The 25,243-nt window shown below is 52.4% G+C and carries 31 protein-coding genes; all 31 read left to right on the top strand.

Features of this window, described 5'->3' with window-relative positions; translation table 11 throughout:
* Positions 1-194 precede the first annotated feature (194 nt).
* The 31 genes from rpoB to secY all read left to right on the top strand — a co-directional run bounded on the left by rpoB (position 195) and on the right by secY (position 25,212).
* Positions 195-3,737: a DNA-directed RNA polymerase subunit beta gene (rpoB, locus tag ABD76_RS01500; protein ID WP_197253684.1), complete on the top strand. Its 3,543-nt coding sequence runs from the start codon at positions 195-197 to the stop codon at positions 3,735-3,737.
* A gap of 168 nt (positions 3,738-3,905) precedes the next feature.
* Positions 3,906-7,529, top strand: a complete 3,624-nt coding sequence (gene rpoC, locus ABD76_RS01495; protein WP_197253682.1) for a DNA-directed RNA polymerase subunit beta' — start codon at positions 3,906-3,908, stop codon at positions 7,527-7,529.
* 181 nt (positions 7,530-7,710) lie between these two features.
* Complete coding sequence (locus ABD76_RS01490; protein ID WP_197253680.1) at positions 7,711-7,968, top strand: ribosomal L7Ae/L30e/S12e/Gadd45 family protein; 258 nt, start codon at positions 7,711-7,713, stop codon at positions 7,966-7,968.
* Between the two features lie 136 nt (positions 7,969-8,104).
* Positions 8,105-8,527: a 30S ribosomal protein S12 gene (rpsL, locus tag ABD76_RS01485; protein WP_197253679.1), complete on the top strand. Its 423-nt coding sequence runs from the start codon at positions 8,105-8,107 to the stop codon at positions 8,525-8,527.
* A 119-nt stretch (positions 8,528-8,646) separates the two neighbouring features.
* Positions 8,647-9,117: a 30S ribosomal protein S7 gene (gene rpsG / locus ABD76_RS01480; protein ID WP_197253678.1), complete on the top strand. Its 471-nt coding sequence runs from the start codon at positions 8,647-8,649 to the stop codon at positions 9,115-9,117.
* A gap of 62 nt (positions 9,118-9,179) precedes the next feature.
* A complete protein-coding gene (gene fusA / locus ABD76_RS01475) occupies positions 9,180-11,252 on the top strand; it encodes an elongation factor G (protein WP_197253673.1) in 2,073 nt (690 codons plus the stop codon).
* Positions 11,253-11,348: 96 nt separating this feature from the next.
* Positions 11,349-12,542 (top strand): elongation factor Tu, encoded by a 1,194-nt coding sequence (gene tuf, locus ABD76_RS01470; protein ID WP_197253671.1) that lies wholly within the window; start codon positions 11,349-11,351, stop codon positions 12,540-12,542.
* Between the two features lie 227 nt (positions 12,543-12,769).
* The gene (locus tag ABD76_RS01465; protein WP_197253669.1) at positions 12,770-13,132 is read left to right on the top strand and encodes a protoglobin domain-containing protein; all 363 of its coding nucleotides are present in this window, start codon (positions 12,770-12,772) and stop codon (positions 13,130-13,132) included.
* On the top strand, positions 13,104-14,135 hold the full coding sequence (locus ABD76_RS01460) for a globin-coupled sensor protein (RefSeq protein WP_197253667.1): 1,032 nt from the start codon (positions 13,104-13,106) through the stop codon (positions 14,133-14,135). The genes ABD76_RS01465 and ABD76_RS01460 overlap by 29 nt, the downstream gene beginning before the upstream one ends.
* 315 nt (positions 14,136-14,450) lie before the next feature.
* Positions 14,451-14,759, top strand: a complete 309-nt coding sequence (rpsJ, locus tag ABD76_RS01455) for a 30S ribosomal protein S10 (RefSeq protein ID WP_006676490.1) — start codon at positions 14,451-14,453, stop codon at positions 14,757-14,759.
* A gap of 48 nt (positions 14,760-14,807) precedes the next feature.
* On the top strand, positions 14,808-15,431 hold the full coding sequence (gene rplC, locus ABD76_RS01450) for a 50S ribosomal protein L3 (RefSeq protein WP_197253665.1): 624 nt from the start codon (positions 14,808-14,810) through the stop codon (positions 15,429-15,431).
* Positions 15,432-15,456: 25 nt separating this feature from the next.
* Positions 15,457-16,080 carry a 50S ribosomal protein L4 gene (gene rplD / locus ABD76_RS01445; RefSeq protein ID WP_006676492.1) on the top strand — a complete coding sequence of 208 codons (624 nt, stop codon included), beginning with the start codon at positions 15,457-15,459 and terminating at the stop codon, positions 16,078-16,080.
* Positions 16,080-16,370 (top strand): 50S ribosomal protein L23, encoded by a 291-nt coding sequence (gene rplW / locus ABD76_RS01440; protein ID WP_197253662.1) that lies wholly within the window; start codon positions 16,080-16,082, stop codon positions 16,368-16,370. The genes rplD and rplW overlap by 1 nt, the downstream gene beginning before the upstream one ends.
* 33 nt (positions 16,371-16,403) lie before the next feature.
* On the top strand, positions 16,404-17,234 hold the full coding sequence (gene rplB, locus ABD76_RS01435; RefSeq protein WP_197253660.1) for a 50S ribosomal protein L2: 831 nt from the start codon (positions 16,404-16,406) through the stop codon (positions 17,232-17,234).
* A gap of 71 nt (positions 17,235-17,305) precedes the next feature.
* Positions 17,306-17,584: a 30S ribosomal protein S19 gene (gene rpsS / locus ABD76_RS01430; protein WP_197253658.1), complete on the top strand. Its 279-nt coding sequence runs from the start codon at positions 17,306-17,308 to the stop codon at positions 17,582-17,584.
* A gap of 35 nt (positions 17,585-17,619) precedes the next feature.
* Positions 17,620-17,952, top strand: a complete 333-nt coding sequence (rplV, locus tag ABD76_RS01425) for a 50S ribosomal protein L22 (protein WP_006676495.1) — start codon at positions 17,620-17,622, stop codon at positions 17,950-17,952.
* A 13-nt stretch (positions 17,953-17,965) separates the two neighbouring features.
* Complete coding sequence (gene rpsC / locus ABD76_RS01420) at positions 17,966-18,631, top strand: 30S ribosomal protein S3 (RefSeq protein WP_168182393.1); 666 nt, start codon at positions 17,966-17,968, stop codon at positions 18,629-18,631.
* Between the two features lie 2 nt (positions 18,632-18,633).
* Positions 18,634-19,059 (top strand): 50S ribosomal protein L16, encoded by a 426-nt coding sequence (gene rplP, locus ABD76_RS01415; RefSeq protein ID WP_006676497.1) that lies wholly within the window; start codon positions 18,634-18,636, stop codon positions 19,057-19,059.
* Positions 19,059-19,259, top strand: a complete 201-nt coding sequence (gene rpmC / locus ABD76_RS01410; RefSeq protein WP_006676498.1) for a 50S ribosomal protein L29 — start codon at positions 19,059-19,061, stop codon at positions 19,257-19,259. Before rplP ends, rpmC begins: the two co-directional genes overlap by 1 nt.
* A 61-nt stretch (positions 19,260-19,320) precedes the next feature.
* Positions 19,321-19,587: a 30S ribosomal protein S17 gene (rpsQ, locus tag ABD76_RS01405; protein ID WP_006676499.1), complete on the top strand. Its 267-nt coding sequence runs from the start codon at positions 19,321-19,323 to the stop codon at positions 19,585-19,587.
* A 35-nt stretch (positions 19,588-19,622) separates the two neighbouring features.
* Positions 19,623-19,991: a 50S ribosomal protein L14 gene (gene rplN, locus ABD76_RS01400; RefSeq protein WP_006284354.1), complete on the top strand. Its 369-nt coding sequence runs from the start codon at positions 19,623-19,625 to the stop codon at positions 19,989-19,991.
* Between the two features lie 39 nt (positions 19,992-20,030).
* Positions 20,031-20,381 carry a 50S ribosomal protein L24 gene (gene rplX / locus ABD76_RS01395; RefSeq protein ID WP_006676501.1) on the top strand — a complete coding sequence of 117 codons (351 nt, stop codon included), beginning with the start codon at positions 20,031-20,033 and terminating at the stop codon, positions 20,379-20,381.
* A gap of 26 nt (positions 20,382-20,407) precedes the next feature.
* Positions 20,408-20,950, top strand: coding sequence for a 50S ribosomal protein L5 (rplE, locus tag ABD76_RS01390; RefSeq protein ID WP_168182392.1), 543 nt, complete (start codon positions 20,408-20,410; stop codon positions 20,948-20,950).
* An 86-nt stretch (positions 20,951-21,036) separates the two neighbouring features.
* A complete protein-coding gene (locus ABD76_RS01385; RefSeq protein ID WP_006676503.1) occupies positions 21,037-21,222 on the top strand; it encodes a type Z 30S ribosomal protein S14 in 186 nt (61 codons plus the stop codon).
* Positions 21,223-21,254: 32 nt separating this feature from the next.
* Positions 21,255-21,653, top strand: coding sequence for a 30S ribosomal protein S8 (gene rpsH / locus ABD76_RS01380; protein ID WP_168182391.1), 399 nt, complete (start codon positions 21,255-21,257; stop codon positions 21,651-21,653).
* Positions 21,654-21,686: 33 nt separating this feature from the next.
* Positions 21,687-22,229 (top strand): 50S ribosomal protein L6, encoded by a 543-nt coding sequence (gene rplF, locus ABD76_RS01375; RefSeq protein WP_168182390.1) that lies wholly within the window; start codon positions 21,687-21,689, stop codon positions 22,227-22,229.
* Between the two features lie 64 nt (positions 22,230-22,293).
* Complete coding sequence (gene rplR, locus ABD76_RS01370; RefSeq protein ID WP_197253655.1) at positions 22,294-22,662, top strand: 50S ribosomal protein L18; 369 nt, start codon at positions 22,294-22,296, stop codon at positions 22,660-22,662.
* A 26-nt stretch (positions 22,663-22,688) separates the two neighbouring features.
* Complete coding sequence (gene rpsE / locus ABD76_RS01365) at positions 22,689-23,186, top strand: 30S ribosomal protein S5 (protein ID WP_006284361.1); 498 nt, start codon at positions 22,689-22,691, stop codon at positions 23,184-23,186.
* Positions 23,187-23,199: 13 nt separating this feature from the next.
* On the top strand, positions 23,200-23,385 hold the full coding sequence (gene rpmD / locus ABD76_RS01360; RefSeq protein ID WP_168182388.1) for a 50S ribosomal protein L30: 186 nt from the start codon (positions 23,200-23,202) through the stop codon (positions 23,383-23,385).
* Positions 23,386-23,473: 88 nt separating this feature from the next.
* On the top strand, positions 23,474-23,917 hold the full coding sequence (rplO, locus tag ABD76_RS01355) for a 50S ribosomal protein L15 (RefSeq protein ID WP_168182387.1): 444 nt from the start codon (positions 23,474-23,476) through the stop codon (positions 23,915-23,917).
* Positions 23,917-25,212, top strand: a complete 1,296-nt coding sequence (gene secY, locus ABD76_RS01350; RefSeq protein ID WP_197253653.1) for a preprotein translocase subunit SecY — start codon at positions 23,917-23,919, stop codon at positions 25,210-25,212. The genes rplO and secY overlap by 1 nt, the downstream gene beginning before the upstream one ends.
* Positions 25,213-25,243 lie beyond the last annotated feature (31 nt).

The raw sequence follows: 25,243 nt of genomic DNA, 5'->3' as shown, positions 1-25,243 counted from the left end.
TACAACAGGAAACGACGGCACGGAGAAACGGCGTCCATCGGAAAAGGCGTTTTATCGTGAACGTACGTTTTTCTTTTTGTTTGTTCAACCCATTTTCTCGTTTTCAGAGTCTCTTTCGTGGACTTTATTATAAAGGATATCGAAAAGGATTCGCAATCCAATTTTTGTGAGTAGACATGAGGGGTGAGTTAAAGTTGGCAGGACATCTTGTTCAGTATGGTCGACGCACTCGGCGCAGCTACGCGCGCATCAAAGAGGTACTCGAAGTCCCGAACTTGATTGAAATCCAACAGAAATCGTACGAATGGTTTTTGGACGAAGGATTGCGTGAGATGTTCCAAGACATTTCGCCGATTCAGGATTTCACGGGTAACTTGGTTCTGGAGTTTATCGATTACAGCTTGGGCGAGCCTAAGTATTCGGTCGATGAATCGAAAGAACGCGATGTAACGTATGCAGCACCGCTCCGGGTCAAAGTGCGTCTCCTCAATAAAGAGACCGGAGAAGTCAAAGAGCAAGAAGTGTTTATGGGTGATTTCCCGCTCATGACGGAGACAGGCACGTTCATCATCAACGGTGCGGAACGTGTTATTGTCAGCCAGTTGGTTCGCTCCCCAAGTGTCTATTTCAGTACGAAAGTCGACAAGAACGGGAAGAAGACATATACGGCAACCGTCATCCCGAACCGCGGGGCCTGGCTTGAGCTGGAGACGGACGCCAAGGACATCATCTATGTCCGCATTGACCGCACGCGCAAGATTCCGGTCACCGTCCTTCTTCGCGCCTTGGGCTTCGGTACGGACGAGCAGATTTTGGAGCTGCTCGGACAGGATGAATACATCCGGAACACCCTGGACAAAGACAATACCGATTCTACGGAAAAAGCGCTGATCGAAATCTATGAGCGCCTGCGTCCGGGTGAACCGCCGACATTGGATAATGCGAAAAGCTTGCTCATCGCACGCTTCTTCGATCCTAAACGTTATGATCTGGCCAACGTGGGCCGGTACAAGATTAATAAAAAGCTTCATATCAAGAACCGTCTCTTCAACCAGCGCCTCGCCGAGACGCTGTTCGATGCGGAGACGGGCGAGATCGTGGCCGAAGCAGGGCAAATGATCGACCGCCGCCTGCTGGATGAAATCATGCCGCGCCTGGAGAGCGGTGTCGGCTTCAAGACGTATCACGTCGCAGGCGGAGTGCTGGAATCGGATGATATTCCGATGCAGGTTATCAGCGTGTTCTCGCCGCTGGAGGAAGGCAAGGTCATCAAGGTCATTTCCAACGGCAACATCGACAAATCGGTGAAGAACATTACGCCGGCCGATATCATCGCCTCGATCAACTATTTCATCAACCTGCTGCACGGCATCGGCAGCACGGATGATATCGACCATCTGGGCAACCGCCGTCTCCGTTCGGTCGGCGAATTGCTGCAGAACCAGTTCCGCATCGGTCTGTCCCGGATGGAACGCGTCGTCCGCGAACGGATGTCCATTCAGGATGCGAGCGTCATTACGCCGCAAGCGCTGATTAACATCCGTCCGGTCATCGCCTCGATCAAGGAGTTCTTCGGCAGCTCGCAGTTGTCCCAGTTCATGGACCAGACGAACCCGCTGGCGGAATTGACGCACAAGCGCCGTCTGTCCGCGCTCGGACCGGGCGGTCTGACGCGGGAACGCGCCGGCTTCGAAGTCCGCGACGTTCACCACTCCCACTATGGGCGTATGTGTCCGATCGAGACGCCGGAAGGTCCGAACATCGGTCTAATCAACTCCTTGTCCACCTTCGCTCGCGTCAACGAGTACGGCTTCATCGAAGCTCCGTATCGTTGGGTCGATCCGAAGACCGGCAAGGTTACGGAACAAATTGATTACATGACGGCGGATGAGGAAGACAACTATGTCATCGCCCAGGCGAACGCGCTGTTGAATGAAGACGGCTCGTTCCAGGACGATATGGTTATCGTCCGCTACAACAAGCAGTCCGACAATATTTTGACGATGCCGAGCGAGCGCGTCGACTATATGGACGTCTCGCCGAAGCAGGTCGTGTCGGTTGCGACCGCGCTCATTCCGTTCCTGGAGAACGACGACTCCAACCGTGCGCTGATGGGTTCCAACATGCAGCGGCAAGCGGTGCCTCTGCTGGTGCCGGAAGCGCCGTTCGTCGGAACCGGAATGGAGCACAAGTCCGCGAAGGACTCCGGTGTCTGCATCGTGTCCAAAGTGGACGGAATCGTCGAGCGCGTTACGGCGAACGAGATTCAAGTCCGCCGCATTGAAATGATTGACGGCAAAGAGGTCAAGGGCGACCTCGTCAAATATAAATTGCAAAAGTTCATGCGTTCCAACCAAGGAACCTGCATTAACCAGCGCCCGCTGGCGAAGAAAGGCGATATCGTCAAGAAGGGCGATATTTTGGCGGACGGTCCGTCCACGGAGATGGGCGAACTGGCGCTGGGACGCAACGTCGTCGTTGCCTTCATGACTTGGGAAGGCTACAACTACGAGGACGCGATTCTGCTGTCCGAGAAATTGGTCAAAGAAGACGTCTACACCTCGATTCATATCGAGGAGTACGAGTCCGAAGCCCGCGACACGAAGCTGGGGCCGGAAGAGATTACGCGCGATATCCCGAACGTCGGGGAAGAAGCGCTGAAGAATCTCGACGAGCGCGGCATTATCCGTGTCGGCGCCGAGATCAAGGCTGGCGACATTCTCGTCGGTAAAGTAACGCCAAAAGGGGTTACCGAGCTGACGGCGGAAGAGCGTCTCCTGCACGCGATCTTCGGCGAAAAAGCGCGCGAGGTGCGCGACACGTCCCTGCGCGTTCCGCACGGAACCGATGGGATTGTCGTTGACGTGAAGGTGTTCACGCGGGAGAACGGCGATGAGCTGCCTCCAGGCGTCAACCAACTCGTACGTGCTTATATTGCCCAAAAGCGGAAAATATCCGAAGGGGATAAAATGGCGGGACGCCACGGTAACAAAGGGGTCATCGCCCGCATTCTGCCGGAAGAGGATATGCCGTTCCTGCCGGATGGCACGCCGGTTCAAGTCGTATTGAACCCGCTCGGCGTTCCTTCCCGGATGAACATCGGCCAAGTGCTCGAGGTTCACCTGGGCATGGCTGCCCGTTACCTCGGCATGCATATGGCTACGCCGGTCTTCGACGGAGCGACCGAGTACGACGTATTCGATACGATGGAAGAAGCCGGCATGCAGCGCAACGGCAAGACGATCCTGTACGATGGCCGCACGGGCGAGCCGTTCGAGCGTGAAGTTACGGTCGGCGTCATGTACATGATTAAGCTCGCGCACATGGTTGACGACAAGATCCACGCCCGTTCCACAGGTCCATACTCGCTCGTTACGCAGCAGCCGCTCGGTGGTAAAGCCCAGTTCGGCGGACAGCGCTTCGGGGAGATGGAGGTATGGGCGCTGGAAGCTTACGGCGCCGCCTACACGCTGCAAGAGATCCTTACGGTCAAATCGGACGACGTCGTCGGCCGGGTGAAGACGTATGAATCGATCGTCAAGGGCGAGAATGTTCCGGAGCCGGGTGTTCCAGAGTCCTTCAAGGTCTTGATCAAAGAGCTGCAAAGCTTGGGTATGGATGTCAAGATTTTGACGGAGAACGAGGAAGAAATCGAAATGCGCGAATTCGACGATGACGATGATATTCCGCAAGACAAGCTGAACCTTGGCATGGATGACGAATACGTGGCGGAATAAGCCGCCGGAACTGCATCAGGACACGTTGGTATCGACGGTGGCCGGAAGCCGTGCTGAATACAGCCGCTGCCGGCCACCGTCAGCCCCTATAGATTGGAACACAGCCTGCCGCTCCTGTGTGAAGTGCAACAGCGGCGAACTCTAGTACAAATTAAGGAGGGTCGCTCCTTGATGGACGTCAACAATTTTGAATATATGAAGATTGGGCTCGCCTCTCCCGACAAGATTCGCTCTTGGTCTCGTGGCGAAGTCAAGAAGCCGGAGACAATCAACTACCGCACGCTCAAGCCGGAAAAAGAAGGGCTGTTCTGCGAGAAGATCTTCGGACCGACGAAAGACTGGGAATGTCACTGCGGCAAGTATAAGCGGGTGCGCTACAAAGGCGTCGTCTGTGATCGATGCGGCGTTGAAGTCACGCGCCAGAAAGTGCGCCGCGAACGGATGGGCCATATCGAATTGGCTGCTCCGGTCTCGCATATCTGGTATTTCAAGGGCATTCCGAGCCGGATGGGCTTGGCCCTCGACATGTCGCCCCGCTCGCTGGAAGAGATTATTTACTTCGCCTCCTATGTTGTGACGGATCCGGGCGATACGCCGCTGGAGAAGAAGCAATTGTTGTCGGAGAAGGAATATCGCAGCTACCGCGAGAAGTACGGCCATGCATTCCAGGCCGGCATGGGCGCGGAAGCCGTCAAGAAGCTGCTGCAGGATCTGGACGTGGAAAAAGAGCTGACGATGCTGAAGGAAGAGCTGCGCACGGCCCAAGGCCAACGCCGCAACCGCGCGATCAAGCGTCTGGAAGTCATCGAGGCGTTCCGCAATTCGGGCAATGCGCCGGAATGGATGATCCTCGACGTGCTGCCGGTCATCCCGCCGGAGCTTCGTCCGATGGTCCAATTGGACGGCGGACGCTTCGCGACCTCCGACTTGAACGATCTGTACCGTCGCGTCATCAACCGGAACAACCGCCTCAAGCGGCTGCTCGATCTCGGCGCGCCGGACATCATCGTGCAGAACGAGAAGCGGATGCTGCAGGAAGCCGTCGATGCCTTGATCGACAACGGGCGGCGCGGCCGTCCGGTTACCGGACCGGGGAACCGTCCGCTCAAGTCGCTCAGCCATATGCTCAAAGGGAAGCAAGGCCGCTTCCGTCAGAACCTGCTCGGGAAGCGCGTCGACTATTCCGGACGTTCCGTTATCGTCGTCGGCCCGTATTTGAAGATGTATCAATGCGGTCTGCCGAAGGAAATGGCCCTGGAGCTGTTCAAGCCATTCGTCATGAAGGAGCTTGTGAACAAAGGCTTGGCGCATAACATCAAGAGCGCGAAGCGCAAAGTCGAGCGCGTCAGCCCGGAAGTATGGGACGTCCTTGAAGAAGTGATTCGCGAGCATCCGGTTCTGTTGAACCGCGCGCCTACGCTTCACCGTCTCGGTATCCAGGCGTTCGAGCCGATTCTGGTCGAAGGCCGCGCGATTCGTCTCCATCCGCTCGTCTGTACGGCGTACAACGCCGACTTCGACGGCGACCAGATGGCGGTTCACGTGCCGTTGTCCGCGGAAGCGCAAGCGGAAGCGCGCCTGCTTATGCTGGCATCCGGCAACATCTTGAACCCGAAAGACGGCAAGCCGGTCGTTACGCCATCTCAGGATATGGTTCTCGGATCGTTCTACCTGACGATGGACAACAAGGAAGCCAAAGGCTCCGGCATGATCTTCGCCTCTGTCAATGAAGCGGTATCCGCCTACCAGCGCGGAACAGCCTCCTTGCACGCGCGCGTCGTCATTCCGGCCCGGGCGCTGAACAAGACCTCGTTCACGGAGAAGCAGCAGCAAGCGCTGCTCGTGACGACGGTAGGACGTATCATTTTCAATGAAATATTTCCGCCGGAATTCCCTTATATCAACGAGCCGACCAAGCGCAACTTGTTCGAGGGAACGCCGGATATGTACTTTATTCACGAGAAAGGCGCGAATATTCCGGAGATTGTCCAGAACATTCCGCAAACGGGCGCGGTAGGCAAAGACTATCTCGGTCAGATTATTGCCCGCTGCTTCGATATTTTCCATACGACGCTTACTTCGGTCATCCTGGACCGCATCAAGCAGATTGGATTCACCTACTCCACCCGCGCAGGGATTACGATCGCGGTGGCGGACGTTATCGTGCCGCAGGAGAAGGCGGAGATCCTCAAGGAGTCCGAAGAGAAGGTCAGAGTGATTACGAATCAATACCGTCGCGGTCTGATTACGAACGACGAGCGGTATGACCGTGTCATCGAGATCTGGTCGGATACGAAAGACCGCATCACGGATATTCTCATGAAATCGATGGATCGCTATAACTCCATCATGCTCATGGTGGATTCCAAGGCGCGGGGTAACAAATCGCAGATTACCCAGCTCGGCGGGATGCGCGGTCTCATGGCGAACCCGTCCGGCCGGATTATTGAATTGCCAATCAAATCGAACTTCCGCGAAGGCCTTACCGTCTTGGAGTACTTCATCTCGACGCACGGCGCGCGGAAAGGTCTCGCGGATACCGCGCTTCGTACCGCGGACTCGGGTTACTTGACCCGCCGTCTCGTCGACGTCGCGCAGGACGTGATCGTGCGCGAGGACGATTGCGGCACGGACAAAGGCTTCCTCGTCAGCGACATCTCCGACGGCAAGGAAGTTATCGAGGGCTTGTATGACCGCATCGAAGGACGTTATTCGTTCGAGACGGTGCGTCATCCGGAGACAGGCGAAGTGCTGGTGAACCGGAACGAGCTCATCGATACCGACAAGGCCGAGGCGATCGTCAAGGCCGGCGTGAAGAAGCTGATGATTCGCTCGGTGCTGAGCTGCCGCGCCCGTCACGGCGTCTGCAAAATCTGCTACGGCCGCAACCTGGCGACAGGCAAGCACGTCGAGATCGGGGAAGCGGTCGGGATTATCGCCGCGCAATCGATCGGTGAGCCGGGAACCCAGCTCACGATGCGTACGTTCCATACCGGGGGCGTCGCGGGAGACGATATTACCCAAGGTTTGCCGCGTATCCAGGAGCTGTTCGAGGCGCGCAATCCGAAGGGGCAAGCGATCATTTCCGAGATCGACGGCGTCGTCAAAGAGATCCGCGAAGCGAAGGACCGCCGCGAGGTAGAGGTTCAAGGCGAAGCGGAGACCAAAGTATACTCCGTCACCTACGGCTCCCGCATTCGTGTCACCGAAGGCATGGCTATCGAAGCCGGGGACGAGATTACAGACGGCTCCATCGACCCGAAAGAGATGCTGCGCATCAAAGGTATCCGCGGCGTGCAGAACTACATCCTTCAGGAAGTTCAGCGCGTATACCGGAACCAAGGGGTAGAAATCAACGACAAGCACGTTGAGGTTATGATTAAGCAGATGCTGCGGAAGATCCGCATCGTCGACGCGGGAGATACGACACTTCTGCCTGGCTCGTACGTCGACCTTCATGAGTACGAAGCGGCGAACAAGGAAGCGATCCTGTCCGGCAAAGAGCCGGCTGTCGCCAAGCCGGTGCTGCTAGGTATCACGAAGGCGTCGCTGGAGACCGATTCCTTCCTGTCGGCCGCATCGTTCCAGGAGACGACACGCGTCCTGACCGATGCCGCCATCAAGGGCAAGGTCGACCAACTGCTCGGCCTGAAGGAGAATGTCATTATCGGGAAGCTGATCCCGGCGGGTACGGGCATGAGCCGCTACCGCAGCGTGAAGCTGATCAACCCGCTGATGGAAGAAGAGTCGGAAGAAGCGCTTGACATCGCCGGTGTCGGCGCCGCCGAATAATAGAATCGTGCAGCATGCCGCCAGCAGCACCCGCTAGAGGGACGGCCTGGCGGCATGCGTCACGGTGCTTTTTGAAGCTCTCATTCAACTAAAAATAATTTCTTGACACATGAAATTGAAAGTGCTACTATATCGTAGTGTGCCCAAGGCAATGACCTGTACTTTTGGAGGAACATGATTCATGTCTTATGATAAAGGGTTACAGGATGAGAAGATTAAGATTGGGACCAAGCAGACACTGAAGATAGTAGAGCAAGGCTTAGCCGCCGAAGTATATGTGGCGGAAGACGCCGATGCGCGGGTGACTTCGAAGATTATCACGCTGTGCGAGAAGCAGGGCATCAAGCTGACGTATGTCCAGACGATGCGCGAGCTTGGCAAGGCGTGCGGCATCGAGGTCGGCGCGGCTGCAGTGGCTGTCGTCAACACGAATTCATAAGCAAACCTATTGTTTTTGTCGGGGGAAGTCCTATGGCAAAAACATTTCATTTGTTCATTTATGAACCACCTGGATCTGTGGGCTTAAATGAATGAATTGTAAAAGGTGTTGAAACTTATAGGAAGGGGGTGCCAACATGCCAACAATTAACCAATTGGTACGTAAAGGCCGCAAAGATAAAGTAACAAAATCCAAGTCCCCAGCTTTGCAAAAAGGATACAACGCTCTGAAGCGTGAAGAAACGGATTTGAGCGCGCCTCAAAAACGCGGTGTCTGCACTCGTGTAGGTACGATGACACCGAAGAAACCGAACTCCGCACTTCGTAAGTATGCCCGTGTTCGCTTGACGAACCGCGTTGAGGTTACTGCTTACATCGGAGGTATCGGCCACAACCTGCAAGAGCACAGCGTTGTACTCGTGCGCGGGGGCCGGGTTAAAGACCTTCCGGGGGTTCGCTACCACATCGTTCGCGGTGCATTGGATACTGCTGGGGTGAACAACCGCATGCAAGCTCGTTCCAAGTACGGTACGAAGCGTCCGAAGGAGAAAAAATCCTAATCGCAATCAGAGGGAATAGGGTGAAATTATCTTATTCCGTTACAGAAAGAGACGATTTCCTCGGGAGAGGAAGACGGACTCGCTTCTGCTTGTGAAGTTATTTGGAAAGGGGGATTCACATGCCACGCAAAGGTCCAGTTCCTAAGCGCGACGTGCTGCCGGATCCGGTGTATAACAGCAAGTTGGTTACTCGCCTGATTAACCGCATCATGATCGACGGTAAACGTGGTGTTGCTCAAACTATTCTATATGATGCTTTCGAGCTCGTTCGTGAACGTACGGGGAAAGATCCTATGGAAGTGTTTGAAGCAGCATTGAAAAACATCATGCCGGTCCTTGAAGTTAAGGCTCGCCGTGTCGGCGGTTCGAACTATCAAGTGCCTATCGAAGTGAAGCCGGATCGCCGCACTTCGTTGGGATTGCGCTGGTTGGTCAACTACTCTCGCAACCGCGGAGAGAAGACCATGCAAGAACGTCTGGCAGCAGAGATTATCGATGCTTCCAACAACACAGGCGCTGCTGTTAAGAAGCGCGAAGATACGCATAAAATGGCTGAAGCAAACAAAGCGTATGCTCACTACCGCTGGTAGGATTCAGCTGAGCAGGTCTCGATTATTGAGTTACCTAACCCAATTTGAAGGGAGATCACTCCATGGCAAGACAGTTCTCCTTGGCAAATACGCGTAATATCGGGATTATGGCTCACATCGATGCCGGTAAAACAACGACAACGGAGCGTATTTTGTTCTACACCGGTCGTACCCATAAGATTGGTGAAACTCACGAAGGTTCCGCAACAATGGACTGGATGGAGCAAGAACAAGAGCGCGGTATTACGATTACATCGGCGGCAACGACCGCACAATGGAAAGGTCACCGCGTTAACATTATCGACACTCCGGGCCACGTTGACTTTACGGTAGAGGTTGAGCGTTCCCTTCGCGTATTGGACGGAGCCGTAGGCGTTTTCTCTGCAAAAGAAGGCGTTGAGCCACAATCCGAGACGGTATGGCGTCAAGCTGACCGTTATGGCGTACCTCGTATTGCTTACGTCAACAAAATGGACATCATCGGCGCTGATTTCCTCAACGTCATCCAGTCCATGAAAGATCGTCTGCAAGCGAATGCCGTAGCGATTCAATTGCCTATCGGCGCAGAGAATGATTTCGTAGGTATCGTCGATTTGATGACGGAAAAAGCGTACATCTTCAAAGACGATCTCGGAAAAGAAATTGAAGAGACGGAAATTCCGGCAGAGTTGAAAGACCAAGCCGAGGAACTCCGTCAGGAAATGGTTGAGAAGATTGCGGAACTCGACGAAGACTTGATGATGAAATACCTCGAAGGCGAAGAGATCACAGTTCCTGAACTGAAAGCCGCTCTCCGCAAAGGGGTATGCAGCGTTCAAATCTTCCCGGTTGTCTGCGGTTCTTCCTACCGCAACAAAGGCGTTCAAATGATGATCGACGCTGTCGTCGACTACCTGCCGTCTCCGCTGGATGTGCCTGATATCAAAGGCCACCTCGAAGACGGAACGGAAGCGGTTCGTCATTCCTCGGACGAAGAGCCGTTCGCGGCACTGGCGTTCAAGATTATGACAGACCCTTACGTCGGTAAGCTGACATTCTTCCGCGTATACTCCGGCGTGCTGAACTCCGGTTCTTACGTCTTGAATGCAACGAAGGGCAAGCGCGAGCGCATCGGCCGTATCCTGCAAATGCACGCGAACAGCCGCGAAGAGATCGATATCGTCTACTCCGGCGACATCGCTGCTGCCGTTGGCTTGAAAGATACGGGCACAGGCGACACGCTGTGCGACGAGAAGAATCCGATTATTCTGGAATCGATGAACTTCCCTGAGCCGGTTATCCATATTGCCGTCGAGCCGAAGACCAAAGCGGACCAAGACAAACTTGGCGTAGCTATCGCGAAGCTGACGGAAGAGGATCCTACGCTCCGCGCTCATACGGACGAAGAAACAGGTCAAACGATCCTGGGCGGTATGGGTGAGCTTCACCTTGACGTCATCATCGACCGTATGCGCCGCGAGTTCAAGGTCGAAACGAATATCGGTAACCCGCAAGTTGCTTATCGCGAGACCTTCCGTACACCGGCACGGGTTGAAGGTAAGTTCGTGCGTCAGTCTGGTGGTCGCGGTCAATACGGTCACGTATGGATCGAGTTCGAACCACAAGAGCCGGGCGCAGGATTTGCATTCGAGAACAAGATCGTCGGCGGGGTTGTACCGCGCGAATATATCGCACCGGTACAAGCGGGAATCGAAGAAGCGATGCAGAACGGTGTCTTGGCCGGTTATCCGCTCGTAGACATCAAAGCAACGATCGTCGACGGTTCTTACCACGACGTCGACTCCAGTGAAATGGCGTTTAAGATTGCCGGTTCCATGGCGCTTAAAGCGGCGAAGGACAAGTGTAATCCTGTTCTTCTCGAGCCAATCATGAAGGTCGAAGTTACCGTGCCTGAAGAGTACATGGGCGACGTAATGGGCATGCTGAACTCTCGCCGCGGCCGCATCGAAGGTATGGATTCTCGTGCAGGCGCACAGATTATCCGTGCCAAGGTGCCTCTCGCAGAGATGTTCGGATATTCCACGACGCTTCGTTCCGGTACGCAAGGACGCGGTGTGTTCTCGATGGAGCTCTCTCACTATGAAGAAGTTCCTCGCAATATCGCGGAAGAGATCATTTCGAAGAGCAAAGGCTAATTAGCCGACTTGATGTTTGCAACGGCAGGCGCACATGATACGTCATGTGCCCGCCGCAACATACTTATTCCACTTATTAAGGAGGAACTGGTTCAAATGGCAAAGGCTAAGTTTGAACGTACGAAACCGCACGTTAACATCGGTACGATCGGTCACGTTGACCATGGTAAAACGACTTTGACAGCTGCAATCACGACAGTATTGACGAAAAAGTATGGCGGTGGCAGCGCAATCGCCTACGACCAAATCGACAAGGCTCCAGAAGAGCGCGAGCGCGGTATCACGATCTCGACGTCCCACGTTGAGTATGAGTCCGCTACTCGTCACTACGCACACGTAGACTGCCCAGGTCACGCCGACTACGTTAAGAACATGATCACGGGTGCTGCGCAAATGGACGGCGCGATTCTCGTCGTATCCGCAGCTGACGGCCCAATGCCGCAAACTCGTGAGCACATCCTGCTCTCCCGCCAAGTAGGCGTACCTTACATCGTCGTATTCATGAACAAGTGCGACATGGTTGAAGACGAAGAGTTGCTCGAACTGGTAGAAATGGAAATTCGCGACCTTCTGAGCGAATACGAATTCCCAGGCGACGACACACCAATCATTCGCGGTTCTGCACGTGAAGCGCTGCAAAACCCAGACGGCCCTTGGGCTGACAAAATCGTCGAGCTGTTCGAGCAAATCGACTCTTACATCCCGACTCCAGAGCGCGACACTGACAAGCCATTCCTGATGCCTGTCGAGGACGTATTCTCCATCACAGGCCGCGGTACGGTTGCTACTGGCCGTGTTGAGCGCGGTACGGTTAAAGTCGGCGACGAGATCGAAATCGTCGGTATCCAAGAAGAAACGAAAAAATCCGTTGTTACGGGCGTTGAAATGTTCCGTAAGCTTCTGGATTCCGCTCAAGCGGGCGACAACATCGGCGCATTGCTCCGCGGTATTGACCGTAAAGAAATCGAGCGCGGTCAAGTATTGGCTAAGCCAGGCTCCGTTAAGCCGCACACTGAGTTCACTGCTCAAGTGTACGTACTGACGAAAGAAGAAGGCGGCCGTCATAAGCCTTTCTTCACGGGCTACCGTCCACAATTCTACTTCCGTACAACGGACGTAACAGGTATCATTGAACTGCCAGAAGGCACTGAAATGGTTATGCCTGGCGACAACATCACCGTTACTGTAAAACTGATCGCTCCTATCGCGATCGAAGAAGGTACTCGCTTCGCTATCCGCGAAGGTGGCCGTACAGTAGGTGCAGGTGCGGTTGCATCCATCATTAAATAATGAACTGCCGGCGCGAGCCGGCGGTCCCGGCCCTTCACTCTTCGGAGTGAAGGGCTTTTTCATGCGGGCGGCCGAACCTTTCCCGGGCCGTTCACGGAATTGACGATCTGAGCCAAGCTGTGAATGACATCGATTATATAATATGTATAGATCGGCAATGTACAATAATATAGGAAAAAATCGAGCACTCCGCAGAGCGATACGCGCATCGAAGAGACAGGGAAAGGATGAGAAGCACCAAGATGTGGAGAAGATTCGGAACTCATTTACATAGAAGACGTTCGGCGGAGGCCGGGCAGCCTGGCGCGCCGGAGCGCGACAGGTGGAACTTGCATGATGATGAACAACTGGTGTCAGGAGAGATTCGACTGCCTTCCGGCCATCCGCTGCACCGTCAAATCGGGCTGATCGGTCTGACCGATGCCGACTTGACCCTGCTCCGCCGCATTCAACCTCATATTCTTCCTTATATGAAGGATGTTACCCGCATTTTTTACTCCCAGATCACCGCTATTCACGAGCTTCGGGATATGATTATGGCCCATAGGCACGATCGAACGATTGCAGTTGACGCTGGAAGGGCATGTTAGCGAGATGTTCAACGGACGGATCGATCAGGCCTACATTATGAAGAGATTGAAAATCGCCGAGATGCATCGTCAGATCGGATTGGACACGAAATGGTATATCGCCGCGTTTCAAAATCTTCAGAATGAATTGACTTCCTTGCTACATGCCCATATCGGCGAGGAGTCGAAGAGAATCGAAGCTATCCTTGCCCTGAACCGGATCTTGAGTCTGGAACTGCAGCTTGTCGTTCATGCGTATGAAGAGCGCAGCCAGATGGAACGGGAGCGGAGCTATCAGGAGGTGAAGGAGAAGCTGAAGGGGAGCGTCGCGCAGTTGAGCGGGGAGCTGGCCCGCTTGACGGCCGGCACGAATGAGACGATACAGCAGTTCATGGGCAAAGGACTGGAGATGAAGGACAAAATCGCCCTGACTACGCAATCCGCAGCCCGGACGCAGGAGAAGGCGTACAGGGGGATGGAACGAATCGTTGAATTTTCGGATGGGATCCGGCATATCGATCACAATGCGCAGGAGATGCATGCTCAGATCACAGAATTGAAGAATACATCGCTCCGAATCGGTACAATTGTAGGCGCCGTGAAGGAGATCGACGACCAGACGGCGCTGTTGGCGCTCAATGCCTCCATCGAGGCCGCAAGGGCGGGAGCGCAGGGAGCCGGATTTGCCATCGTCGCGAAGGAAGTTAGCAAGCTGGCCGCTCATACGAAGGAGACCGTATCCGATATTGAAGAGCTTATAGGCAATTCTACGCTGGCGACGAACGCGGTCGTCCACCGGATCGGGCTGGTGAAGGACAATGTCGCGGCCGTGCATGAGCAGGCGGATGGGACGAAGGAGGCGTTCGGGGACATTGTGCGGCAGGCCGTTCAGAGCGTTGAGGAGATGGAACGGTTCATGGGGGAAATGCAATCGCTGCTGGCGATGACGGAGAGCATCGGACAAGCGACGGATGAGGTGGACGCTTCGGCAGAGAGGCTGAATGAGACCGCGCTTCATTTGTAATTGAATTTCCGTGAACAAGTTTATCTATTATATAGGGGAAAATGAATAGATTGAACGGGAAAATCGGCATATGCGGAACCCGTTGAGACCCGAAGCTTATGCCGATTTCGCATTGCAAGCACGGATACGAAAACAGTTATGAAAAAAGCTTGCAAAAGCCCGGACATTTCTTTATAATAGTGAATGTTGTTCGTCGACGTTGCGATGAAGTGAGAGGTTACCGACACACCCGGCCCCTTTGCCATGGCGGTGCGGTCGGAAAATTTTCATGGAGTATGTCCGATGCAAAATTGGGCGATAAAAGGAGGGACTAAAATGGCAAAGCAAAAAATTCGTATCCGCTTGAAAGCATACGATCACAGAATTCTTGACCAATCCGCTGAGAAAATCGTTGAGACGGCAAAACGTTCCGGTGCAGGAGTATCCGGGCCAATCCCGTTGCCAACGGAGAAGCAAGTTATCACGATTCTTCGTGCGGTGCACAAGTACAAGGATTCCCGCGAGCAGTTCGAAATGCGCACGCACAAGCGCCTGATCGACATCGTGAATCCAACGCCGCAAACGGTGGATGCGCTGATGCGTCTGGACTTGCCGTCCGGTGTAGATATCGAAATTAAGCTGTAAGCTTTGCATTACATTGATTCGGATTAAGGAACGAAAAGAGGTGTCAACATGAAAGGTATCTTAGGTAAAAAGCTCGGCATGACTCAAGTGTTTACCGCTGAAGGTAACGTTGTGCCGGTAACTGTTATCGAAGCAGGTCCTTGCGTCGTTCTTCAAAAGAAAGACGTTGAGAACGACGGTTATGAAGCTATCCAAATCGGCTATGCTGATAAAAAGGAAAAAAGATCGACGAAGCCGGAAGTCGGCCACGCGAAGAAAGCTAACACAACGCCTAAGCGCTACGTAAAAGAACTTCGTGGTGTGGATCTTTCTCAATATGAAGTTGGCCAGGAGCTGAAGGCCGACATCTTTGCAGAAGGTGAATTCGTTGACGTTACAGGTATCTCCAAAGGTAAAGGATTCGCAGGCGTAATCAAGCGCTGGGGACAAAGCCGCGGACCAATGGCTCACGGTTCCCGTTATCACCGCGGTCCTGGTTCCATGGGTTCCATTCAAGCGAACCGCGTGCCTAAAGGCAAACGCCTTCCAGGCCACATGGGAAGCGAAACCGTAACGATTCAAAACCTCGAAGTTGTAAAAGTGGATGCAGAACGCAATGTCATCCTCGTGAAAGGTTCCATTCCGGGTCCGAAAAACAGCTTCGTTCACGTAAAACAAGCAATTAAAAAGTAATCCGTAAGGAAAGGAGGAGCTCAGAATGCCAAAAGTAGCAGTATACAACATCAGCGGTGCGCAAGTCGGCGAGATCGAACTGGCTGACACGGTATTCGGCATCGAACCGAACAAGCACGTGCTTCATGATGCAGTTGTTATGCAGCTTGCATCGATGCGTCAAGGTACGCATAAAGTTAAAACCCGTTCTGAAGTTAGCGGTGGTGGCCGCAAGCCTTGGAAACAAAAAGGAACTGGACGCGCGCGTCAAGGATCCATTCGTTCGCCACAATGGAAAGGCGGCGGTACGGTATTCGGTCCTACGCCACGCAGCTATGCGTATAAGCTTCCTAAGAAAGTTCGCCGTCTGGCAATCAAATCCGCGCTGTCTTCCAAAGTTCTGGCAGAGCAAATCATCGTATTGGATCAATTGACGATGAATGCGCCGAAGACGAAGGAATTCGCTGCAATCTTGAACAATCTGAAAGTGGACCGCAAAGCGTTGGTCGTTGTGCCTGAGTACAATGACAATGTGGCACTCTCCGCTCGCAACATTCCTTCTGTGAAGCTCGTTGCGGCAGACGGCGTGAACGTATATGACGTTCTTCGCCATGAGAAGCTCATCATTACGAAGGATGCGGTTCAGAAGGTAGAGGAGGTGTTCGCGTAATGAAAGACCCTCGCGATATCATTAAGCGTCCTATCATCACTGAAAGCACAGCCGACATGATGAACGACCTGAAATATGTATTTGAAGTCGATATCCGTGCGAATAAGACGGAAATCAAGCAAGCCGTTGAGTCGATTTTCAAAGTAAAAGTAGCGAACGTGAACACGCTTCGCGTGCCAGCCAAGCCAAAACGCTATGGCCGCTACTCCGGATATACAACCGAATGGAAGAAAGCATTCGTCACGCTGACCAAAGACAGCAAGCCGCTTGAATTCTTCGAGACGGTATAATGACACACTCGTACAAGTAAGGAGGGAAAACCAGTGCCTATCAAAAAGTACAAACCGACATCTCCGGCTCGTCGTGGCATGAGCGTATCTACGTTCGAAGAGATCACAACGAATGTGCCAGAGAAGTCCCTGCTCGCTCCATTGAACAAAAAAGCAGGACGCAACAACCAAGGTAAAATCACGGTTCGTCACCACGGCGGCGGACATAAGCGTAAATACCGGATTATCGATTTCAAACGCAACAAGGATGGCATTCCAGGCCGCGTTGCTACGATTGAGTACGATCCGAACCGTACGTCCAACATCGCGTTGATTCACTATGCAGACGGCGAGAAGCGCTACATCATCGCGCCGAAAGGCCTGAAAGTGAACGATGTGATCGTATCCGGCCCTGGAGCCGATATCAAGACAGGCAATGCGATGCCGCTTGAGAACATTCCAGTAGGTACAGTTATCCACAACATCGAGCTGAAGCCAGGCAAGGGCGGCCAATTGGTTCGCGCAGCCGGTACGGAAGCTCAGTTGCTCGGTAAAGAAGATAAATACGTTACGATCCGCCTGTCCTCCGGCGAAGTTCGCAAGGTTCTCAAAGTGTGCCGCGCGACCATCGGTTCCGTAGGCAACGGCGACCACGAGCTTATCAAAATCGGTAAAGCCGGCCGCAGCCGCTGGTTGGGCAAGCGTCCTACCGTCCGCGGTGTCGTCATGAACCCGGTTGATCACCCTCACGGTGGTGGTGAAGGTAAAGCTCCTATCGGCCGCAAAACGCCTATGTCTCCATGGGGCAAACCGACGCTCGGTTACAAAACGCGTAAAAAAGGTAAGCATTCCGATAAATATATCGTACGTCATCGCACGAAATAATATTTACCCGACTGCATACTCTGCGGCGTAACGCACGCAAGCATAAGGTTTTGTGAAGGGAGGATTCACACATGGGTCGCAGTTTGAAAAAAGGACCATTCGTCGATGGTCATTTGATGAAGAAAGTCGAGCAAATGAACGAGTCCAACAAGAAGGCTGTCATTAAGACTTGGTCGCGCCGCTCCACGATTTTCCCTCAATTCATCGGTCATACGTTCGGTGTGTATGATGGACGCAAGCACGTGCCAGTGTACGTGACGGAAGATATGGTCGGACACAAGCTCGGCGAATTCGCGCCGACACGCACGTACAAAGGCCACACGAACGACGACAAAAAAACTAGACGCTAATTTTGACTATATAGCATTTGAGGGGAGGTACTTCCATGCAAGCGAAGGCACATGCGAATAATGTTCGCATTTCTCCGCGCAAGGTCAAGCTGGTGATTGACTTGATCCGCGGCAAGCAAGTGGGCGAAGCGATCGCGATTCTGCGCCACACGCCTAAATCGGCATCTCCGGTAGTGGAGAAGCTGCTCAACTCGGCGATTGCCAATGCAGAGCATAACTATCAAATGGACGTGAACAAGCTCGTAGTCGAGCAAGTGTACGTGAACCAAGGTCCTACTTTGAAACGATTCCGTCCGCGCGCTATGGGACGTGCAAGCCGTATCAATAAGAGAACCAGCCACATTTCTATCGTGGTATCTGAAAAATAAGGAGGGATAACGAGTGGGTCAAAAGGTAAATCCAGTCGGACTTCGAGTTGGTATCATCCGCGATTGGGAATCCAAATGGTACGCGGAAAAAGACTTCGGTACCTTGCTTATCGAAGACGTAAAGATTCGTGAGTATTTGAAAAACAAATTGAAGGATGCAGCCGTATCCCGCATCGAAATCGAGCGCGCGGCTAACCGCGTGAACGTGACGATCCACACTGCCAAGCCGGGCATGGTCATCGGTAAAGGCGGTTCCGAAGTTGAAGCCCTTCGTCGCGAGGTAACAGCTATCGCAGGCGGCAAAAAAGTGCACATCAACATTTCGGAAATCAAAACTCCAGACCTGGATGCAATTCTCGTCGCTGAGAGCATTGCACAACAACTGGAGCGCCGCGTATCGTTCCGCCGGGCTCTGAAACAAGCGCTCCAACGCTCGATGCGCGCTGGCGCAAAAGGAATCAAAACTGCAGTTAGCGGTCGTCTGGGCGGTGCTGAAATCGCTCGTTCGGAAGGTTACAGCGAAGGGACTGTGCCACTTCATACGCTTCGCGCTGACATTGACTACGGCACAGCCGAAGCGCATACTACTTACGGTCGTCTGGGCGTAAAAGTATGGATCTATCGTGGAGAGGTACTTCCTACGGCTAAGAAAAAGGCTGCTCAGGAAGGAGGCAACTAATCATGTTGGTACCTAAACGTGTAAAACACCGCAAGCAATTCAAAGGGCGCTTGAAAGGTCAAGCGAAAGGCGGCACAACGCTTAACTTTGGCGATTTCGGTCTCCAAGCATTGGAACCGACGTGGATCACGAACCGTCAAATCGAGGCTGCCCGTATCGCGATGACTCGTTACATCAAGCGTGGCGGTAAAGTATGGATTAAAATTTTCCCTGACAAGCCAATCACGGCAAAGCCGCTTGAGGTTCGGATGGGTAGCGGTAAAGGTAACGTTGAGAAATGGGTAGCTGTGGTTAAACCAGGCAAGATCATGTTCGAACTTTCTGGTGTCTCCGAGGAAGTAGCTCGCGAAGCAATGCGTCTTGCCGCTCACAAGCTGCCAGTCAAGACGAAGTTCGTGAAACGTGAAGAAATGGGTGGTGAAGCATAATGAAAGCTAGTGAATTCCGCAACTTGACCACTGCTGAAATTGAACAAAAGATTGCCGGATTCAAGGAAGAACTTTTCAACCTCCGTTTCCAATTGGCTACCGGACAGCTTGACAACCCGACTCGTATCCGTGATGTACGCAAAGCGATTGCTCGCGCACATACGGTTCTTCGTGAAAGAGAACTTGGGATTACTAGTTAATCGACCTTGATGTCGAATCGGAATATAGAGATCCTGTATGCAGGAAGGAGGCCCAACACTCATGAGTGAACAACGTAACGCTCGTAAAGTGCAAGTCGGCAAAGTCGTCAGCGATAAAATGGACAAAACCGTTGTTGTCGCGGTCGAAACATACAAGAAGCATGACCTGTATCACAAGCGCATCCGTTATACGAAGAAGTTCAAAGCGCATGACGAGAACAACGAAGCGAAAATCGGCGATACTGTAAAAATCATGGAGACTCGCCCGTTGTCGAAAGACAAGCGCTGGAGACTCGTTGAAATCGTAGAAAAAGCAGTCATCGTTTAAGCAGCGAATAGCTTCAACGAAAGGAGGACAATCGAATGATTCAACCATTCACACGTTTGGCGGTCGCAGATAACTCTGGTGCGAAAGAATTGATGTGTATTCGCGTGTTGGGCGGAACTGGACGCAAGGCGGCTCACATTGGTGATTTGATCGTATGTTCTGTAAAACAAGCAACACCAGGCGGCGTTGTCAAAAAGGGCGACGTTGTAAGAGCTGTTATCGTTCGTACGAAGCGCTCGGTTCGCCGGAAAGACGGATCTTACATTTCGTTTGACGAAAACGCGGCAGTTATCGTAAAAGAAGACAAGGGCCCACGCGGAACTCGTATTTTCGGACCGGTTGCTCGTGAACTTCGCGAGAAAGACTTCATGAAAATCGTTTCCCTGGCTCCGGAAGTGATCTAATCAACTTGCCGGCCGGGCAAGATGCAGGAGGTGTGACACATGCCACGACTGAAGAAAATTCTCGAGTCGCATAACAATAAGCTGCACGTGAAGAAGGACGATACAGTCATCGTCATCACGGGTAAGGACAAAGGTAAAAAAGGCCGCGTTATTGCTGCGTATCCGCGCGAGAACCGTGTTCTCGTTGAAGGAGTCAACATGGTGAAGAAGCACCAGAAGCCGAACGCTGCGAATCCGCAAGGCGGCATCATCGAGCAAGAAGCGCCAATCCACGCATCCAACGTCATGCACGTGGATCCGAAGTCCGGTAAAGTAACGCGCATCGGTTACAAAGTAGAGAACGGCAAAAAAGTGCGCGTCGCTAAGCGCTCTGGCGCAATCATCGACTAATCGCTAAGAAAGGAGGTCTGTGCCTTATGGCAGCTCGTCTGAAAGAACGTTACTTGAACGAAATTACTCCTGCTCTGATGCAGAAGTTCAACTATACATCCGTTATGCAGGTGCCAAAAGTGGAGAAAGTCGTCATCAACATGGGTATGGGTGAGGCTGTTCAAAACTCCAAAGTTTTGGATTCCGCTGTTGCTGAACTGCAATTGATCGCGGGTCAAAAACCAGTAATTACACGTGCGAAAAAGTCTATCGCAGGCTTTAAGCTTCGTGAAGGAATGCCGATTGGTGTGAAAGTGACTTTGCGCGGTGAGCGTATGTATCACTTCATGGACAAATTGTTCAACGTCACGCTTCCTCGTGTCCGTGACTTCCACGGTATCTCGAACAAAGCATTTGACGGCCGCGGCAACTACACGCTCGGTCTGAAGGAACAAATCATCTTCCCTGAGATTGAGTACGATCAAGTAGACAAAGTGCGCGGTATGGACATCGTTTTCGTAACCACCGCGAAAACGGACGAAGAGTCCCGCGAATTGTTGACGCAACTCGGCATGCCTTTCGCGAAGTAATTCGCAACGAAGGCGAACAAGGTAGTACGAACGGAACGATTCCATGAATCGATATCTTGGACACGATTTAGGAGGTGTCAACTCACGTGGCAAAAACTTCGATGAAAATCAAGCAGCAACGCAAACCGAAGTTTCAAGTACGGGCATACACACGCTGTGAACGCTGCGGCCGTCCACACTCTGTATTACGTAAGTTCAAAATTTGCAGAATTTGTTTCCGCGAATTGGCATACAAAGGCCAGATTCCTGGCGTTAAAAAAGCTAGCTGGTAATCAACCCTGTTGCGGGAAGGAGGTTTACACTAATGGTTATGTCCGATCCGATTGCTGATATGCTTACACGCATTCGCAATGCTAACACAGTACGTCATGAGACCGTGGAGATGCCTGCTTCGACGATGAAGAAGCAAATTGCTGAAATCTTGAAGCGCGAAGGATTTATCCGCGATGCAGAATATATCGAGGACAACAAACAAGGGCTTATCCGCATTTTCCTGAAATATGGTGCCGACAACGAGCGTGTCATCACAGGCTTGAAGCGCATCAGTAAGCCGGGACTGCGCGTGTACACGAAGTCCACTGAGGTGCCACGCGTTCTGGGTGGCCTCGGGATTGCTATCATCTCGACGTCCAAGGGCGTTATGACTGACAAAGAAGCTCGCCAAGCAAAAACGGGCGGCGAGGTTATCTGCTACGTTTGGTAAACCATTCGCATAAGATTGGAGGTGCAACAACACATGTCTCGTATTGGTCGTAAGCCAATTACAGTTCCAGGCGGCGTCACTGTCACTCTGGACAATAGCGTGATTACTATCAAAGGACCAAAAGGAAGCTTATCCCGTGAAATTCATAAGGACATGAAAGTGTCCATTGAAGAGAACGTGATTCATGTAGAGCGTCCTTCTGACAATAAACTTCACCGTTCTTTGCACGGCACGACTCGCAGCATCATCAGCAACATGGTTAACGGAGTAACGGAAGGTTTCTCCAAAACATTGGAGCTGGTTGGTGTCGGTTACCGTGCGAACAAGACTGGCAACAAACTCGTGTTGAACGTCGGATACTCCCATCCGGTTGAGATTACACCAGAAGAGGGCATCGAGTTCGAACTGCCTGCTCAGACGAAAATCATCGTCAAAGGCATCGACAAAGAGCGCGTTGGTGAATATGCAGCAAAAATCCGCTCCGTACGTGAACCAGAACCTTACAAAGGCAAAGGGATCAAGTACGAAGGCGAGCGCATTCTCCGCAAAGAAGGTAAAGCAGGCAAGAAGAAATAAGATCTTGCCTAGCTCGCTTGTCTTAGCAGCTTAACGGTTATTCCGAAGGGAGTGAATCAATCAGATGATTACTAAGCCGAATAAAAATAAAGCGCGTCTGAAAAGACACCTTCGTGTCCGCAAGAAAATCGAAGGTACATCGGCACGTCCGCGTTTGAACGTATTCCGTTCCTCCAAGCACATCTACGCTCAGCTTATCGATGACGTTAAAGGCGTTACGCTCGTAGCTGCGTCGACGATGGACAAAGAGCTTCGCGAAGAGATCAAAAACGGCGGCAGCGTCGAGGCTGCGCGCAAAGTAGGCGAATTGATCGCAAAACGCGCCAAGGCGCAAGGACACGACAACGTCGTATTCGACCGCGGCGGTTACTTGTATCATGGCCGAATTCAAGCATTGGCTGAAGCAGCACGCGAAGCCGGCCTTGAATTCTAAGAATTCAATCGAAGGAGGTAAACGACTTGCGAGTTGATCCTAACACGTTAGAACTTTCTGAAAAAGTTGTGCAAATTAACCGTGTTGCTAAAGTCGTTAAAGGCGGACGCCGTTTCAGCTTTAGTGCACTCGTAGTCGTCGGCGATGGCAAAGGCTGGGTTGGTGCAGGCATCGGTAAAGCATCCGAAGTACCTGACGCAATCCGCAAAGGCATCGAAGACGCGAAAAAGAATCTCATCCATGTTCCGTTCGTGAACACTACGATTCCTCACCAAGTCATCGGACATTTCGGCGCAGGCAGAGTTCTCTTGAAGCCAGCATCCGAAGGTACGGGGGTTATCGCAGGCGGTCCAGTACGTGCCGTGTTGGAATTGGCGGGAGTAGGCGACATCTTGACGAAATCGCTTGGTTCCTCGAACTCCATCAACATGGTCAACGCGACGCTCGAAGGTCTGTCCCGTCTGAAGACGGCAGAGCAAGTAGCGAAACTGCGCGGCAAATCCGTTGAGGAACTGTTAGGATAAGGAGGGGACGACAATGGCGAAGTTGCAAATTACCCTCGTTCGCAGTCTGATCGGTCGCCCAGAGACACACCGTACAACGGTGAACACATTGGGTCTTCGTAAAATCAATCAGACGGTTGTCCATGAAGACAACGCAGCGATCCGCGGAATGGTTGATCAAGTGAAGCACTTGGTTGACGTCAAAGAAGTCGAAGCGTAAGCTTCCTTCATGCATGCTTCAATCGCAACGCACGCAATAGCGACAACAAATAGCAGAGTCATAAATAACTAAGGAGGTGCGACGAACGATGAAGTTGAATGAACTTACTCCGGCTCCTGGCTCCCGTAAAGACAGCAAGCGCCGTGTTGGACGCGGTATCGGTACTGGTAACGGGAAAACGGCTGGCCGCGGTCACAAAGGTCAAAACGCTCGTTCCGGTGGTGGTGTTCGTCCAGGCTTCGAAGGCGGACAAAACCCACTGTACCGTCGTTTGCCGAAACGCGGATTCATCAACCCAACTCGCAAAGAGTATGCGGTAGTGAATGTTACGGAATTGAACCGCTTCGAGGCTGGTACTGAAGTTACTCCGGAACTGTTGATGGAACAAGGCATCGTGAAAAACCCAATGAGCGGAATCAAAGTATTGGGCAACGGTGAATTGACTGTCAAGCTGACAGTGAAAGCGAACAAGTTCTCTCAATCTGCGGTGGAGAAGATCGAGGCTGCCGGCGGCAAATCCGAGGTGATTTAATGTTTAAGACCGTATCGAATATATGGCGAGTCGAAGATCTGAGACGCAGAATTCTTTTTACGCTCATGATCTTGATCGTTTATCGCATCGGATCCTTTGTCCCGGTACCCGGTGTGGATACATCGGTTTTTGCTAATGCCAACCAGGGCACGGAGCTGTTCGGCTTCCTGAACACGTTCTCCGGCGGCGCGCTGTTTAAATTCTCCATCTTTGCGCTTGGTATATTTCCGTATATTACGGCGTCCATCATTATGCAATTGCTGACGATGGATGTTGTGCCGAAATTCGCCGAATGGGCCAAAGAAGGAGAAGTGGGCAAGAAGAAAATTGCCCAAGTGACGCGTTATGGCACCGTGGTTCTGGGTCTGATCCAAGCATTCGGTACAGCGATTGGTTTTAACCGGTTATATGGCTTGGAGCTCGTTCCGAACGCCACATACACGGATTACATCCTAATCGCCATCGTATTGACGGCGGGTACTGCGTTCCTGATGTGGCTTGGCGAGCAGGTTACGGAGAAGGGAATCGGTAACGGGATTTCCATTATCATCTTCGCAGGTATCGTGGCAGGTATTCCGACGCATATCCAGGAGATCGTACAGAGCCAGTTCATTGACGGCAATCAGCTGTTCTTAAACATCATTAAGATGATCATCATTGCGCTGTTCATCGTTCTTATCATCATCGGGGTTATCTACATTCAGCAAGGTAACCGCAAAATTCCGGTCCAGTACGCGAAGCGCGTGGTCGGGAACAAAATGTACGGCGGACAAAATACGCATATTCCGTTGAAAGTCAACGGAGCAGGGGTTATTCCGGTCATCTTTGCGTCATCGCTGCTGATGTTCCCTGCAACAATCGCCCAGTTCTGGGCGGATAAAGCGTGGGCTCAATGGATAATCACCCATATGATGATCGATAAACCGCTGGGCATGGTGTTATACGTGCTCATGATTATCGGCTTCACGTTCTTCTACACGTTCGTGCAGTTGAACCCGCAACAAATGGCGGATCAAATGAAAAAGAACGGTGGTTATATCCCGGGCATCCGTCCAGGGAAAGCGACAGCCACATATTTGACGCGGGTCATGACTCGCATCACGCTGGCCGGCGCCATCTTCCTGGCGGTGGTATCCATTATACCGGTGTTCTTCGGATCACTCGCCGGGTTGCCTCGTTCCGTTCAAATCGGCGGAACTTCGCTTCTTATCGTCGTCGGCGTCGCGCTTGACACGATGAAGCAAATTGAAAGCCAATTGATTAAACGCCATTACAAAGGTTTCATCAATAAATAGGCAATAGGTTCTGATGAGGCTTTGTGCTCAT

It is taken from the genome of Paenibacillus dendritiformis (assembly GCF_015845845.1).
GTDB classification, from domain to species: Bacteria; Bacillota; Bacilli; order Paenibacillales; family Paenibacillaceae; genus Paenibacillus_B; species Paenibacillus_B dendritiformis_C.
The sequence above is the reverse complement of the archived record's forward strand: the minus strand, read 5'-3'. Positions and strand labels throughout refer to the sequence as shown.

Excerpts from the sequence above, each read along its gene's own strand:
- rplP (WP_006676497.1), top strand. The coding sequence starts at position 18,634 with ATGTTGGTACCTAAACGTGTAAAACACCGCAAGCAATTCAAAGGGCGC.
- rplW (WP_197253662.1), top strand. The coding sequence starts at position 16,080 with ATGAAAGACCCTCGCGATATCATTAAGCGTCCTATCATCACTGAAAGC.
- rplO (WP_168182387.1), top strand. The coding sequence starts at position 23,474 with ATGAAGTTGAATGAACTTACTCCGGCTCCTGGCTCCCGTAAAGACAGC.
- rplR (WP_197253655.1), top strand. The coding sequence starts at position 22,294 with ATGATTACTAAGCCGAATAAAAATAAAGCGCGTCTGAAAAGACACCTT.
- rpmC (WP_006676498.1), top strand. The coding sequence starts at position 19,059 with ATGAAAGCTAGTGAATTCCGCAACTTGACCACTGCTGAAATTGAACAA.
- rpsG (WP_197253678.1), top strand. The coding sequence starts at position 8,647 with ATGCCACGCAAAGGTCCAGTTCCTAAGCGCGACGTGCTGCCGGATCCG.
- rplF (WP_168182390.1), top strand. The coding sequence starts at position 21,687 with ATGTCTCGTATTGGTCGTAAGCCAATTACAGTTCCAGGCGGCGTCACT.
- rpsQ (WP_006676499.1), top strand. The coding sequence starts at position 19,321 with ATGAGTGAACAACGTAACGCTCGTAAAGTGCAAGTCGGCAAAGTCGTC.
- rpsJ (WP_006676490.1), top strand. The coding sequence starts at position 14,451 with ATGGCAAAGCAAAAAATTCGTATCCGCTTGAAAGCATACGATCACAGA.
- rpsL (WP_197253679.1), top strand. The coding sequence starts at position 8,105 with ATGCCAACAATTAACCAATTGGTACGTAAAGGCCGCAAAGATAAAGTA.
- secY (WP_197253653.1), top strand. The coding sequence starts at position 23,917 with ATGTTTAAGACCGTATCGAATATATGGCGAGTCGAAGATCTGAGACGC.
- rpsH (WP_168182391.1), top strand. The coding sequence starts at position 21,255 with ATGGTTATGTCCGATCCGATTGCTGATATGCTTACACGCATTCGCAAT.
- fusA (WP_197253673.1), top strand. The coding sequence starts at position 9,180 with ATGGCAAGACAGTTCTCCTTGGCAAATACGCGTAATATCGGGATTATG.
- ABD76_RS01490 (WP_197253680.1), top strand. The coding sequence starts at position 7,711 with ATGTCTTATGATAAAGGGTTACAGGATGAGAAGATTAAGATTGGGACC.
- rpsS (WP_197253658.1), top strand. The coding sequence starts at position 17,306 with ATGGGTCGCAGTTTGAAAAAAGGACCATTCGTCGATGGTCATTTGATG.
- rplV (WP_006676495.1), top strand. The coding sequence starts at position 17,620 with ATGCAAGCGAAGGCACATGCGAATAATGTTCGCATTTCTCCGCGCAAG.
- tuf (WP_197253671.1), top strand. The coding sequence starts at position 11,349 with ATGGCAAAGGCTAAGTTTGAACGTACGAAACCGCACGTTAACATCGGT.
- rplC (WP_197253665.1), top strand. The coding sequence starts at position 14,808 with ATGAAAGGTATCTTAGGTAAAAAGCTCGGCATGACTCAAGTGTTTACC.
- rplX (WP_006676501.1), top strand. The coding sequence starts at position 20,031 with ATGCCACGACTGAAGAAAATTCTCGAGTCGCATAACAATAAGCTGCAC.
- ABD76_RS01465 (WP_197253669.1), top strand. The coding sequence starts at position 12,770 with ATGAGAAGCACCAAGATGTGGAGAAGATTCGGAACTCATTTACATAGA.
- rplE (WP_168182392.1), top strand. The coding sequence starts at position 20,408 with ATGGCAGCTCGTCTGAAAGAACGTTACTTGAACGAAATTACTCCTGCT.
- rplN (WP_006284354.1), top strand. The coding sequence starts at position 19,623 with ATGATTCAACCATTCACACGTTTGGCGGTCGCAGATAACTCTGGTGCG.
- rpmD (WP_168182388.1), top strand. The coding sequence starts at position 23,200 with ATGGCGAAGTTGCAAATTACCCTCGTTCGCAGTCTGATCGGTCGCCCA.
- rplD (WP_006676492.1), top strand. The coding sequence starts at position 15,457 with ATGCCAAAAGTAGCAGTATACAACATCAGCGGTGCGCAAGTCGGCGAG.